Annotated in this window: 12 protein-coding genes; 7 read left to right on the top strand and 5 right to left on the bottom strand. The window is 47.5% G+C overall.

The features are described from left to right. Positions 1-18: 18 nt before the first annotated feature. The 4 genes from nagA to J7E35_RS00870 all read right to left on the bottom strand — a co-directional run bounded on the left by nagA (position 19) and on the right by J7E35_RS00870 (position 4,971). Positions 19-1,191 (bottom strand): N-acetylglucosamine-6-phosphate deacetylase, encoded by a 1,173-nt coding sequence (nagA, locus tag J7E35_RS00885; protein ID WP_214776324.1) that lies wholly within the window; start codon positions 1,189-1,191, stop codon positions 19-21. A 133-nt stretch (positions 1,192-1,324) separates the two neighbouring features. Continuing rightward, positions 1,325-2,239: an N-acetylmuramic acid 6-phosphate etherase gene (gene murQ, locus J7E35_RS00880; protein ID WP_214776323.1), complete on the bottom strand. Its 915-nt coding sequence runs from the start codon at positions 2,237-2,239 to the stop codon at positions 1,325-1,327. Beyond that, the gene (locus J7E35_RS00875) at positions 2,220-3,305 is read right to left on the bottom strand and encodes a DUF871 domain-containing protein (RefSeq protein WP_214776322.1); all 1,086 of its coding nucleotides are present in this window, start codon (positions 3,303-3,305) and stop codon (positions 2,220-2,222) included. Before J7E35_RS00875 ends, murQ begins: the two co-directional genes overlap by 20 nt. Positions 3,306-3,597: 292 nt before the next feature. Next, on the bottom strand, positions 3,598-4,971 hold the full coding sequence (locus tag J7E35_RS00870; protein ID WP_214776321.1) for a PTS transporter subunit EIIC: 1,374 nt from the start codon (positions 4,969-4,971) through the stop codon (positions 3,598-3,600). A gap of 275 nt (positions 4,972-5,246) precedes the next feature. On the opposite strand from J7E35_RS00870, the gene hprK reads away from it, so the two are divergent. The 5 genes from hprK (at position 5,247) to J7E35_RS00845 (ending at position 9,694) form a co-directional block, all read left to right on the top strand. Next, positions 5,247-6,182, top strand: coding sequence for an HPr(Ser) kinase/phosphatase (gene hprK, locus J7E35_RS00865; protein WP_214776320.1), 936 nt, complete (start codon positions 5,247-5,249; stop codon positions 6,180-6,182). A 513-nt stretch (positions 6,183-6,695) separates the two neighbouring features. Next, complete coding sequence (gene lgt, locus J7E35_RS00860; RefSeq protein ID WP_214776319.1) at positions 6,696-7,508, top strand: prolipoprotein diacylglyceryl transferase; 813 nt, start codon at positions 6,696-6,698, stop codon at positions 7,506-7,508. A 75-nt stretch (positions 7,509-7,583) separates the two neighbouring features. Then, the gene (locus tag J7E35_RS00855) at positions 7,584-8,528 is read left to right on the top strand and encodes a nucleoside recognition domain-containing protein (protein WP_214776318.1); all 945 of its coding nucleotides are present in this window, start codon (positions 7,584-7,586) and stop codon (positions 8,526-8,528) included. After that, on the top strand, positions 8,518-9,162 hold the full coding sequence (gene ppaX / locus J7E35_RS00850; RefSeq protein ID WP_214776317.1) for a pyrophosphatase PpaX: 645 nt from the start codon (positions 8,518-8,520) through the stop codon (positions 9,160-9,162). The genes J7E35_RS00855 and ppaX overlap by 11 nt, the downstream gene beginning before the upstream one ends. A 1-nt stretch (position 9,163) precedes the next feature. After that, positions 9,164-9,694, top strand: coding sequence for an acyltransferase (locus J7E35_RS00845; protein WP_214776316.1), 531 nt, complete (start codon positions 9,164-9,166; stop codon positions 9,692-9,694). Positions 9,695-9,899: 205 nt separating this feature from the next. On the opposite strand, the gene J7E35_RS00840 is transcribed toward J7E35_RS00845, so the two are convergent. Continuing rightward, positions 9,900-10,451, bottom strand: a complete 552-nt coding sequence (locus J7E35_RS00840; protein WP_214776315.1) for an HAD hydrolase-like protein — start codon at positions 10,449-10,451, stop codon at positions 9,900-9,902. A 265-nt stretch (positions 10,452-10,716) separates the two neighbouring features. On the opposite strand from J7E35_RS00840, the gene J7E35_RS00835 reads away from it, so the two are divergent. Then, positions 10,717-11,892 (top strand): ATP phosphoribosyltransferase regulatory subunit, encoded by a 1,176-nt coding sequence (locus tag J7E35_RS00835; protein WP_214776314.1) that lies wholly within the window; start codon positions 10,717-10,719, stop codon positions 11,890-11,892. Then, the gene (hisG, locus tag J7E35_RS00830; protein WP_214776313.1) at positions 11,889-12,512 is read left to right on the top strand and encodes an ATP phosphoribosyltransferase; all 624 of its coding nucleotides are present in this window, start codon (positions 11,889-11,891) and stop codon (positions 12,510-12,512) included. The genes J7E35_RS00835 and hisG overlap by 4 nt, the downstream gene beginning before the upstream one ends. Positions 12,513-12,534 lie beyond the last annotated feature (22 nt).

Genomic DNA, 12,534 nt, shown 5'->3' with positions numbered 1-12,534 from the left:
CACCTCTTTTTAATGCTACTAATAACGGGTATAGCTTGCAACTCCCCGGCAAAACGCCATGGCAACCTCATGGTTACGGTCCAGTACGACAAGGTCAGCGTCCTTACCTGAAGCAATACTTCCTTTCCGGTCAAAAACCTTCAGCTGCCTGGCGGGATTCTCGCTGGCGAGTTTCACTGCTTCTGTTAGGCTGATGCCAGTGAATTCCATCATATTTTTTAAAGAGTCTTTCATTTTTAAAATACTGCCAGCCAGTGTGCCGTCAGCTAGAAGAGCTTTTCCGTCCGCGACACTAACTTCTTGTCCTCCAAGGTCATAGGTGCCATTTTTAAGGCACTTCGCCCTCATTGAGTCAGTAATTAAAATGACTCCATCCGTTCCTTTGGCGCGGATCGATAAGTCGAGCATTTCGGGAACGACATGGATTCCATCAGCAATCATCTCAATTTTTAATTCGTCAAATAACAGCGCGGCACCCGCAACGCCTGGGTCTCGATGATGCATCCCGCGCATGCCATTGAATAAATGCGTCACATGCGTAGCCCCAGCCTTCACTGCTTCAGCCATCTGTCCATAAGTGGCATCTGAATGGCCAACCGAGGCAATGACACCATTTTCGGCCAGGTATGCAATCAGCTTATTGCCATTTTCTTTTTCCGGAGCGAGTGTCACGAGCCTGATATTATTTCTGGAAGCCTCCTGCATCTTCGCGAACAGCTCGATATCAGGTGTGATGATGTGTTCGGCAGGCTGTGCTCCTTTGCGTGACTCGTTGATGAAAGGCCCTTCCAAATGAATCCCGAGCACCTCTGCTTTACCAGGCTTATTATGATAGCTGATATAATCGGCAGCATTATCCAATGCTTTCAGTATTGCTTTTTGATCCTGGGTGATTGTCGTTGCCAGGAAACTTGTGGTTCCTTCAGCAGACAGGGTTGATGCCATCGTCGTCAATGCGTCAATGGTCGCATCCATCGTGTCCGCCCCGCCAGCACCGTGGATATGCACATCGATAAATCCTGGTACAATGGTGCTGTCCTCAGGAAGCTCGATGACATCGGCCGGATGTTGGGGGAGGGAGGAGGCAAGCCCTGTTTCGGCAATTTTCCCATCCTTAATATAAATGAATCCTTTTTCAATAATGCCCTCTTGTGTTAAAACGCTGGCATTGATGAGCATTAAATCCTTCATTCTATATCACCTGAAAGTTGTGTCCTTGGTCTTCTTTTCTTATCTTCTGTCACTCTCATTATACAAATACCTGCCGGGGTTGTCTATACCAGCGTAAATGATATGTTCTGAATCCGACAAGGTATAGACAGGCCTATTTTGTGCTGCCTTTGTAAAAATCGCTGATGGCGTCCCTCAGGTAGCCGTCATGCTTTTCCAATAATTCTTTTGCCTCAGTTCCCCTAAGTCCTGTAGTGATTTGGAGGATGGCAGCTTTTGTATGATAGTTTTGCTCCTTGATCGCTGCTCTTGCTTCTTCATCAGAAGCGCCGGTTGCCATCTTGACAATATTAACGGCGCGGTTATGTAGTTTTTCGTTCGTCATCTGGACATCAACCATCAGGTTGCCATACACTTTGCCCAATTTGATCATCGCTGCGGTAGAGAGCATGTTCAGAATCAGTTTCTGGGCAGTACCTGCTTTCATCCTTGTTGAACCGGTGATGACTTCCGGCCCTGTGACTGCGGCGATTGTGTGGTCGGAGATTTTCTCCATTTCGGAATCCTTGCTGCAAACGACAGATACGGTAAGGGCACCGATTTTCTTGGCATATTCCAGCGCGCCGATTGTATAGGGTGTGCGTCCGCTGGCAGCGATTCCGACAACAATATCTTCATCTGTAAGATTGATGTTTTGCAGGTCGGCCTCACCCTGCTGTTTGTCATCCTCGACACCTTCGATTGCTTCGGTCATTGCTTCCTTGCCGCCGGCTATGATTCCGATGACAAGCCCTGGGTCGGTTCCGAACGTCGGAGGGCATTCGGAAACATCGATGATTCCGAGTCGTCCGGAAGTCCCGGCACCAATATAAATCAGACGGCCACCTTTTTTGAAGGCAGCTACAATCCTATCGACAACCTCCGAAATGTTCGGAACCTGCCTTGCGAGCACGTTAGGAACAAGGGTGTCCTCCTGGTTAATGATGGTGATGATTTCCTCTGTCGACATCAAGTCGATATTCATTGTTTTCGGGTTTTGCTGTTCTGTGTTAAGCTTCGCAATCTCCATGTCCATCCCTCACAATAAATTGAAATTTTTGCCCTGCTTTGATCTCTGAAAGCAAAGGCAAGTCTTCTTGAACTACTTTTCCGATGCAATTCACTTTTTCATCCCGGGGCAGGTCATTGACGGCAATTTGCAGCTCGCCTGCATACCGCCCGTACAGCTCGTTGTCAAAAGTGATAGTCCCGCGTTGCCTTTCCTGTTGATTATAAGGTGGAATCAGTTTTTCTCCTATTGAGGCAAAGGAACGTGATTCAACGGCTCTTATCACATCGCGGGCAGGATCCATGCGGTTGGTCAGCGGCCTGTTAATTAGTTCGGAGTGCTCCCAGCTTTCGGCCTCAATCCGAAGCGGAATGACTTTTTCACCAAGAAAAGCTAGTAACTCCAGCTGTTCATCTGTTACAGAGTGGTCCCCAATCAAGATTTTATCTGTAAAACAAGAAACCATCAGCTCTGCTGCAGCTATGAGCGGCATCTGGCCGCGGTGCTTTTCCAGCGTTGGGAGGCCAGAAAACAGCGGCCCGCGAAAATCATTGTCCCCTGGAACGAAAGCCATTGTCGAAATGCCAACAGAACGGAGCATTTTATTTCTTTCAATCAGGAACTCCTTGTCCAATCCTGTTTCGGGCCTTGGATAAAAATTGTGCCACGCTTCGACGTTTCCGGTATTTAAACCAGCATCAATCCATGCCAGAAGTTCTTCCTTTGTTACGGTGCTGGCGTTGATCCCTATCTTCATTTTATGCGAGAGCTCCACAATCTGCATGGTTGTAAATCCATAATCAGCCCTAATTCCTGATAGTCCCCAATGAAGCAGTTCGTCATAATGATCCCAGTCCAGCCCGAGATAATCCAATGAGCGGGGAGATACATCGGCCATCAGCTCCATGTTGTGCTTTTTCGCCAGGGAACCGAGCTTTTGCAAGAGCTCTTTGTAGTCAGCGGGGTTATCTTCTGGAATATGCAAGGAGGTGAAAATTGAGTTAAGGCCGTATACAGCTGCTTTTTCAATCCAGGCAGCATTCTTCTCCATCCGCTCCTTGTTCAAATATACGGAAATGCCAAGCATGGCAATCCCTCCAATCAAGACAATTTAATAGACAAGAAGAAAGGAGGAAAAAATTTTCCTCCTTTTCTCTATTTGTTTTTTACTATATTAGTGCAAACCTTTGCACCAAGATTAGTGTCCAGCTCCAGCGCCTAGCCAGTTTTCATCCTCGAATTTGCTCCTCGAGTATCTTGCGAGAAGCGTCAGCTTTGAGCAGCTCGAGTCGTTTCGATCCTGCCAATAAAGTCAAAGAACGACTTCACTGTTAGCCCCTCCAACGCTTGTCGGGGCTGATCAAGGCGCTTGCGCTTTTCTAAATATCTTTAGCCATTTCTTCCTTGAAGCCGAACAGCCATGTGAAAATAAATCCGAAGGCATAGGCAATCAACAAGCCGATCAGGTAGAGAATGATTTGATTTGTATGAACCAGGAATGCAAGCGGGATACCAGAAACACCAATGGCAATTGTTGCGATTTTGAAAAATGCCTGGAAGGCTCCTCCAACTGCTGCGCCAAGGCATGCCGTGATGAAAGGACGGCCCAGCGGCAGGGTAACCCCGAAGATAAGCGGTTCGCCGATGCCAAGCATACCTACTGGCAGTCCGCCCTTAATGACCTTTTTAAGTCTCTCATTCTTTGTTTTAAAATAAATCGCGAATGCCGCGCCTACCTGGCCAGCACCGCCCATTGCCAGGATTGGCAGCAGCGGGTCATCGCCAATCGTGTTGATTAATTCCATATGCACAGGAGTCAAGCCCTGGTGCAAACCTGTAACTACAAGAGGAAGGAATGTTCCGGCAAGAACCAGTCCTGCCAGGATTCCGCCGACATCCAGAAGGCCAAGCAAGCCTTTTGTGATGAGGTCGGAAATCCAGCCGCCGACAGGCTGCAGGATGAACAGTGTAGCAACACCAGTAATCAACAATGATAGAGTAGGAGTAAAGATAATATCCAATGAAGACGGAACGATTTTACGAATCCGTTTTTCAAGCATTGCAATAAAAACTGCAGCAAGCATGACGCCAATCAGACCGCCGCGGCCAGGTACCAGCGCTTCGCCAAACAAGGTGATATTGGCAAGTCCAGGATTGATAATCAGGATTCCTGCAGCGCCGCCAAGGGCAGGTGAGCCGCCGAATTCCCGAGCCGTATTGATACCGACAAATACTCCAAGATAACCAAAGATACCCCAGCCGATCAGGTTCAGAATCTGGATCAGTGAAGATTCAGGGTCAGCACCAGAACGGACAATTACATTCGTTATTCCCGCAATCAAACCGGAAGCGACAATCGCCGGAATCAGCGGAATGAAGATGCTGGCGATCCTGCGCAGGAATAGCTTGAACGGAGTCGCGTTTTTCTTGTTCAAGTCATTCTTTGTGCGGCCCGCAAGTCCCTCGAATGGATTTGGGTCTTCTTCATCTACTAATCTTGATGTCTTGCCGGTTATTTCAGAAACTTCATTCGCCACTTTGGTGACAATCCCGGGTCCCAGAATAATCTGTAATGTCTCTTCTTCAACGACACCGAGTACGCCATCAATTTTCTTGATGGCAGCGAGATCGACTTTACTGTAGTCTGCCGGCTTTACGCGAAGCCGTGTCATGCACGAAGCAACATCTGCAATATTGTCCGCGCCGCCAAGCTGCTCAAGTATCTCCCTTGCCAGGCGTTCTTCATTACGCATGGTGTTTCCCCCTCTTAGTGTAAAATAATCAAAAACTAAATGAATTCGCTTACATTCAGATGATAACAAGCCTACTGTATAGTTGTCTATACCTTTTTGAAAAAATATAGCTTTGGTATTACCAGGAGTGAAGTGGATAATACCAATTTAGGATGATTGTAACGAGCCAAAGCTGTTTTTTATCTTCTTGTATTTGGTTCTTCATGAAAAAGTGCTAAAATAAAAGGTATTGTGACCATATGGAAATTAACGTGCTAAATAAAGGAGGAACTTCTTTGCCAAAAGTCCGTACTAAAGACCTCATCAAGAAATTCGACATGGAATTGGTAAGCGGAGAGGAAGGAATCAATCGTCCGATTACGACTACTGATATTTCAAGACCAGGGCTCGAAATCGCTGGTTATTTTGAGTATTACCCTGCGGAGCGCCTGCAGCTTCTCGGAAAGACAGAGCTGACCTTCTTTGAGAAATTGGCTCCTCGCGACAGGGCTGAGCGGATGCAAAAGCTATGTACTGATATTACTCCAGGTATCATTGTCACAAGAGACATGGAGGTACCTGTTGAACTGGTCGAGGCAGCTGAACGAGAATCGGTGCCACTCTTGCGCTCAAAGCAAAAAACCACGAGGCTTTCAAGTCACCTGACAAACTATCTAGAAAGCAAGCTGGCCCCTACGACTGCTGTTCACGGGGTATTGGTCGATTTATATGGAATTGGCGTCCTGATCACCGGTAAAAGCGGTGTTGGTAAAAGTGAAACAGCGCTCGAACTGGTAAAAAGGGGACATCGCCTCGTAGCGGATGATTGTGTTGAAATCCGCCAGGAGGATATCGGGACTCTGGTCGGAAATTCGCCGGATTTGATTGAGCATCTTCTGGAAATCCGCGGGGTAGGAATCATCAATGTGATGACGCTGTTCGGTGCAGGTGCCGTACGTTCCCATAAACGGATTTCACTTATCATTGATCTCGAAATCTGGGATCAGAAAAAATCCTATGACAGACTGGGCCTTGATGAAGAGAAGATGAAAATTCTCGACACTGATATAACCAAGCTGACGATTCCTGTACGTCCAGGCCGAAACCTTGCTGTCATTATCGAGGTAGCAGCGATGAACTTCAGGCTGAAGCGCATGGGCGTCAATGCAGCAGAGCAATTCACCAACAGGCTGTCCGATGTCATTGAAGACGGCGACCATGATGAACATTAAGAAGTAATCAAAGCTGTTCTAAGTAATTGCATGAATGAAGTGGGGCCTTTTTCAAGAGGCACTCGTAAGTTAAAGCAATCAGGTTTAAGAATGAAGCCTTAATCAAACGTTTGATTAAAAACAGCCAAAGTGTTGGTAAGAGTGACTTTCTAATTATTAAATTTTAATATATATATAAAATTCACTTCGAGAATTGTCCAGCTTCAGCGCCTAGCTCCTCGAGTCGCTTGTCTAGCTGAGGCTCCTAACTCCTCGAGACGCTTCGGTCCTGCCAATGAAGTCAAAGAACGACTTCACTGTCAGGCCCTCCAGCGCTTGTCGGAGTTGGGCAGTCGCCTACGCTTTTCAAGTTCGGTCCGCCCATTGAAGTCAAAGAACGACTTCACCGGTCGGCCCTCTGCGGCACACGATGTGCTGATCCGCCAGCCACAGGACGTGGCGGTTTTAGGCGGACAGCGCTTGTCAGGGCTGGATAAGGCGCATGCGCTTTTCTTGTGAAAAAGGGGAAATCAAATGGAAAAAAATATTCAGCCAATCGACCCGATTGCCTTTTCGCTCGGGCCGATCCAGGTGCACTGGTATGGCGTCATCATCGGACTTGGAATTGCGCTTTCATTGTGGATTGCCATGCGGGAAGGTGAACGCCGCGGTCTGCCAAAAGATATTTTTGCGGATCTGATGCTCTGGGCCATACCGATTGCGATCTTATCAGCGAGACTTTACTATGTAATCTTTCAATGGGATTATTACGCACAGTATCCAGGCGAGATTTTCAAGGTCTGGAATGGCGGCATCGCGATTCACGGTGCGTTGATCGGATCTGTTGTCACTGCTTATTTCTTTACGAAGTCACGGGATGTTTCGTTTTGGAAGCTTGCGGACATCGCAGCGCCGAGCATCATCCTTGGACAGGCAATTGGGCGGTGGGGCAACTTCATGAACCAGGAAGCTCATGGCGGGGAAGTAACAAGGGCATTTTTGGAGAATCTGTACCTGCCCGAGTTCATCATCAACCAGATGTATATCAATGGAACATATTATCATCCAACATTCTTGTATGAATCAATCTGGAATCTGCTTGGTTTCATCCTGCTGATGTCATTGCGCAGGGTCAACCTTGGCCGCGGAGAAATTTTCCTCAGCTATGTCATCTGGTATTCAATCGGCCGTTTCTTTGTTGAGGGAATGCGCACGGACAGCCTGATGCTGACAGAATCATTGCGGATTGCCCAGACTATCTCGATTGCATTGATTTTACTGGCGATCGGCTTATGGATTTTCAGAAGAGTCAAAGGTTATTCAAAAGTACGCTATTTAGAGAACTAGAATTTTCGAATTACTAAAAGTGGAAACCGGCAAATAAAATGAATCAAGGCATAAAAACATGGGAGAGATGCTTCGATGGGTTCTACATTAAAAAGAGGGTTGATGGTTGGCTTGAACACAACATGGGCGCTCGGGAAGGTCATCTTTCCCGTCACCTTGATTGTGTCGGTCCTTCAATACACTCCTGTCCTGCCGTGGGTAATCAAACTGATCACGCCATTAATGTCGCTGCTCGGGCTGTCAGGAGATGCGGCGATTCCGCTTGTCATCGGGAACTTCCTTAATTTATACGCGGCCATTGGAGCCATCCTGACGCTTGATTTGACGGTAAAAGAAGTCTTCATCATCGCGGTGATGCTGAGCTTTTCGCATAATATGCTGGTAGAATCGAGTGTAGCCGTCAAGGTAGGCGTCAAGCTGTGGGCTATCGTCCTGGTTCGTCTCGGACTTGCATTTTTATCCGCAGTGGTCATCAATCTTGTCTGGAACGGCGGGTCTGAACTCGCACAATATGGAATGGTCCCTGCTAAAAGCGAAGAGGTTTCGGGATGGGGAGCGATCCTGCTTGAAGGCATAACAAAGGCAGGACTTGGCATTTTCCAGCTGGCCATCATCGTCATCCCGCTGATGGTGGTTGTGCAGATCATGAAGGATAAGCAGTGGCTTGCCGTTTTTTCAAGATGGATGGCACCGATGACAAGAGCGCTCGGCATGAAGGAGAACACCTCGACGACGATGGCGGCCGGCCTGCTGATCGGGCTTGCATATGGCGCGGGCGTGATGATCCAGGCAGTCCAGGAGGATGGAGTCAGCAAAAAGGATGTTACGCTTGCGTTCATTTTCCTTGTTGCCTGCCATGCGGTCGTTGAAGATACTTTAATTTTTATTCCGCTTGGAATTCCAGTGCTGCCGCTGTTATTGATCCGCCTTGGTGTGGCAATATTATTGACGATAACAGTCGCAATCATCTGGAACCGCGCGGACATCGCAAAAAGAAAGGAAGCAGTATATGAGCAATAAAATAGATACAGTCCTGTTCGATCTTGACGGGACTTTAATTGATACGAACGAACTGATTATTTCATCTTTTCTCCATACAATGGAAACCTATTATCCCGGCCAGTACGAAAGGGAGGATGTCCTTCCGTTTCTCGGGCCGTCTTTAAAAGAATCATTCGAGAAGCTGGATCCTGAAGGCTACGAGGATATGATCACCACCTACCGTACTTACAACCTGGCAAACCACGACCTGTTGGTAAAAGGTTTCGAGGGAGTGTATGAAACAGTCAGGACGCTGAAGGAAAGCGGCTTCCATTTGGGAATCGTCACCACTAAGCGGTCTGATGTAGTTCAAATGGGCTTGAAGCTGACCGGATTGGATGAGTTTTTCGAGGTTGTCGTCGCACTTGACCACGTTGAAAAAGCGAAGCCGGATCCGGAGCCGCTTTTAAAAGCATTGGACATGCTTGGATCCTCGCCGGATCGCGCAATCATGGTTGGAGATAATCACCATGACATCCTAGGCGGCAAAAATGCCGGTACTAAAACGGCAGGAGTTGCCTGGTCCATAAAGGGGAGAGAGCATCTAGAGGAATACAAGCCAGACTACATTCTGGAAAATATGGCTGATATCCTGCCAATCCTCGGGGTGTAAAATGAGAAGGACGACTCGTTATCGAGTAGAAGGAGCAAATTCACTCTGGCATGTTTATAAAACCGTCCCGTTCTGGAAGGTCGTCAAAAACTTCGCTGTCATCCAGGTGGCGCGATATACGCCGTTTCTCGGCATGAAAAACTGGCTGTATCGGAATTTTTTGCGAATGAAGGTCGGCGACCAGACATCCTTTGCGCTGATGGTTATGCTTGACGTTATGTTCCCGGAAAAAATCTCCGTTGGCCGCAATACGGTCATTGGCTATAACACGACCATCCTGGCACATGAATACCTGATCAAGGAATACCGCCTTGGAGACGTCGAGATTGGCAGCGAAGTCATGATCGGCGCCAACTCCACCATCATGCCAGGCATCAGGATTGGTGACGGTGCAATCGTCTCCGCCGGAACACTCGTCCACAAAGACGTCCCGGCCGGCGCCTTTGTCGGCGGCAATCCAATGCGCGTGATTTACACAAAAGAAGAACTTGCAGAACGCTGGGCAGATGATGAGATTTATGGGAATAGTTAAAAAAGCGAAACGGGCACTGCTCGCTTCGCTTTTTTCGTATCTATTAATTTTAAAAGTGTTCATGAAAAATTAGGTCTGTTATTGGAAAAATTCCGCGAAAATTTCCAAGTCGCCAATAAAAATCAATTTTCGCCAATAAATTTATTTTTTAGCTGAAAAAGGCTGCCGGCAACAATCATTCTTATATGAATGTCCCAATGCGCACCTATTTATATGGAAACTCTGAATAACAATAGATGGTTTTGTCTGCAAACTCGTTTGCTTCCCGGAAGGAGCAGGTGTTAATACCGATTTTTCTGGCGGGAATTAGATCAGTGCTCTGGTCACCGACTGCCACGTCCAGCCCATATCTGTCATGCAGGTATTTATAGGCATGAATATCCGGCTTTAACGAATAGCCGTCATCGGCAGGACAAATGACTTCTTCGAAAAATTGCTCCAAATTCCAGTGTTCCAGCAGCTCTTCCGTTGAGCGCCGGTTGCGATGAGTTACGAGGACATTTGCATCTGCGTTTGCAAGTACATTTTTAACATATGGAAAAAGTGGTTTCCTATCATTTGGCAAAGTGCGTTCAATCTCGCGGAATTCATTCACCTTATTTTTATCTACACCGTAAAAGTCATAGGCTGTTCCGTATTTCAGACGCGGCAGGACTTCTTCATATGGCAGGTCTTTTTTCGCAATGGCCGTAAATGCCTCGACAAGTGTCGGCCAGGTATCAAGGATTGTCCCATCCAGGTCCCAGAGGATTTTCACATCACCAAGCCTCCTTTATAAAAGTGTTATCCAGTTTCAGCGCCTACCACCAAACGCTTCCGCATTTCTGGTTGCCACCATTCTACCAACTCTATTTTAAAAAGCAAACATGAACAGCTTATGGTTGACGGATAATAAAATGAACGATAAACTACATATAACTTCATCTTGTTACCATATTAGCGAACTAAAGGATTTAGATAATTAAGATACAACATAATTGGGTAGAGAGATAAAACACCAGCAACGAAGAGGGTGAAAAACAATGAGCAGATTATTCATGTTTGAAAAGCCGCTTGGCATGCGGGATACATTGCCGGAATTGCATGAAGCGAAGGAAAGAGTCCGAGGCACTATTGAAAAAGAAATGAAGCAATGGGGTTTCCAATTCATCGAAACGCCGGCGCTTGAATATTACGAAACGGTGGGGACGGCTTCAGCGATCCTGGATCAGCAGCTGTTCAAGCTATTGGACCAGCAGGGGCATACACTCGTTCTGCGGCCGGATATGACTGCGCCGATTGCCAGGGTTGCGGCTTCCAAATTGTTTAAGGACCAGGTTCCATTAAGATTGGCCTATTCTGCAAATGTCTACCGTGCTCAGCAGCGGGAAGGCGGCAGGCCGGCGGAATTTGAGCAAATTGGCGTCGAGTGTATAGGTGACGGTTCGGTCAGCGCGGATGGCGAAATGATCTCACTTGCGATTTCTTCGCTGAAAAAAGCTGGGCTGGAACAGTTTCAGCTTTCTGTTGGTCATGTTGGCTTCGTCAACGAGTTGTTCGTCCAGATACTTGGCACAGAGGATCGAGCAAGGGAGCTGACGAAATTTTTATATGAAAAGAATTATGTCGGTTATCAAGAACATGTCAAAGCACTGCCGCTGTCATCAATCGATTCACAAAGGCTTCTGGCTTTCCTTGATTTGCGCGGGGGGGCGGAAGTGATTGACAAGGCCTCCGAGCTCATTGAGAACGGAAAAGGCAGGGTGGCACTGGATGAATTGAAGCTTCTTTGTGAAATCATCGAAGATTTCGGTGAAAGCAGCCGAATCAAATTTGACTTAACCATTGTCAGCCATATGAGCTATTATACAGGCATTTTATTCGAGGTTTATGCAGGAATGGTCGGTTTTCCAATCGGCAATGGAGGCCGCTATGATAAGCTGCTCGAGAAATTCGGGAAAACAACCGGAGCCACAGGGTTCGCGATCAGGCTCGACCGTCTGCTTGAAAGCCTTGGCGATCTGGGTGCGCCTGAGCCGGTCACTTGCATTCTTTTCAGTCAGGAACGGAGAAAGGAAGCATACCAGCTGGCGGCACAGCGCAGGGAAGACGGGGAACGGATTATTCTCCAGGACATCAGCGCCGTACGCAATCTTGATGCATGTTCCGCCGCTTATGCTGATGTCGTTTATCTTGTTGGGAAGGAGGGAGTGCAATGAATGAACAGCTGACCATCGCAATGCCAAAGGGCAGGATTTTTACCGAAGCGGCTGAACTGCTGCGGAACGCTGGCTTTGAGTTGCCTCCTGAATTCGATGATTCCCGCAAGCTGATCATTGACGTTGAAGAAGAAAACTTCCGCTTCATCTTAGCGAAGCCAATGGATGTGGCTACATACGTCGAACATGGAGTCGCCGATCTCGGGATTGCCGGCAAGGACGTCCTGCTTGAGGAAGAACGGGACGTGTACGAGCTGCTCGATTTAAAAATAAGCGGCTGTTATCTTGCCGTCGCAGGGCTTCCAGATACAAAAATGAATGATGTCGCCCCGAAAATCGCGACGAAATACCCGAACATCGCTGCAGCCTATTTCCGTGAACAGGGCGAGCAAGTCGAAATCATCAAACTGAATGGATCAATTGAGCTTGCGCCATTGATCGGGCTCGCCGACAGGATCGTCGATATCGTTTCAACCGGTAGGACATTGAAGGAAAATGGCCTGGTAGAGTACGAAACGATTACAAGCGTGACATCGAGGCTGATTGTCAATCCCGTCAGCTACCGGATCAAGGATGAGCGGATCAGTGAACTGATCAAACGTCTGGATGGAGTCATATAGATTGTGAATCTGAAAGGATTTG

Source organism: Bacillus sp. ISL-45 (genome assembly GCF_018613195.1).
Classification (GTDB): Bacteria; Bacillota; Bacilli; order Bacillales; family Cytobacillaceae; genus Mesobacillus.
Note: the sequence above shows the minus strand (reverse complement) of the source record. Positions and strands in the feature narration are given on the sequence as shown.